This window comes from Acinetobacter sp. Swhac1 (genome assembly GCF_013390985.1).
Lineage (GTDB): Bacteria > Pseudomonadota > Gammaproteobacteria > Pseudomonadales > Moraxellaceae > Acinetobacter > Acinetobacter towneri.
Genome location: NZ_JACASN010000106.1, coordinates 1 through 984, shown reverse-complemented (window position 1 = coordinate 984; position 984 = coordinate 1). Strand labels below are relative to the sequence as shown.

The window sequence follows — 984 nt, the reverse complement described above, 5'->3', positions numbered from 1 at the left end:
TAACCTGAGTTCGATATAAAAAAAGAGTAGAAAAAAAGCCCTGTATTTGTAACATATTGGTTCTCAAGACAAAATGTTATAAAACAAGGCTTTTCAATGGATCATATTACCGAATTATTTTGTATTTTGGATGATTTCTGCAAAAAATTTAATGAATCTTTAGAGAAAGCTTTAATTTCTGATCAAAAAACTAGGTTGAAAAAGTCAGCTTTAAGCTTGTCTGAAGCAATGACCATTGTCATTTTATTTCATCAATCTGGGTTTAGATTCTTTAAATATTTTTATTGCCAAATGATCGTTCCATTCTGGAAATCTGCTTTTCCTAAACTGCTTAGCTACAACCGATTTATTGAAATCATGCCCCGTTGTTTGCAAGCGCTGAGTAGTTTCTTCCATCAAGTGAAAGGAAAAGATACGGGAATCAGTATCATTGACTCCACTAAATTGGTGGTTTGCCATAATCTTCGGATTAAAAGACATCGTGTATTTAAAGGTTTGGCTGGTCGAGGAAAAAGTAGTACGGGGTGGTTTTATGGTTTTAAATTACATTTGGTTATCAATAATTTGGGGGAAATTATTAAACTCAAACTGACATCTGGAAATGTTCATGATGTTGCTCTATTGGACTCTTTAACTCAAGATTTAAAAGGGATCCTACTCGGAGACAAAGGCTATTTGAGCAAAGCCAAAGCCGAAGCTTTAGCAGCAAGAGGACTGAAAATATTGACCCCATCACGTCGAAATATGAAAAACAAACCTATCCAAACAGAAGAAGAAAAACAATTGCTTTGCAGAAGAGGATTGATCGAAACAGTGAATGATCAATTAAAAAATTTACATCAACTTGAACATTCACGTCATCGTTCGGTAAATAACTTCATGGTGAATATCATGGCTGCTGTAGTGGCTTATTGTTTGAATCCCAATAAGCCAACTTTCCAAAATATGCTAAAAGGCTAAATGGATTTCATCGAACTCAGGTTA

Annotated in this window: 1 protein-coding gene; it reads left to right on the top strand. The window is 34.3% G+C overall.

From position 1 onward, the window contains the following. Window positions 1–96: 96 nt before the first annotated feature. Window positions 97–960 carry an IS982 family transposase gene (locus HX743_RS16145; protein WP_178319681.1) on the top strand — a complete coding sequence of 288 codons (864 nt, stop codon included), beginning with the start codon at window positions 97–99 and terminating at the stop codon, window positions 958–960. The last annotated feature ends 24 nt before the right edge of the window (window positions 961–984 follow it).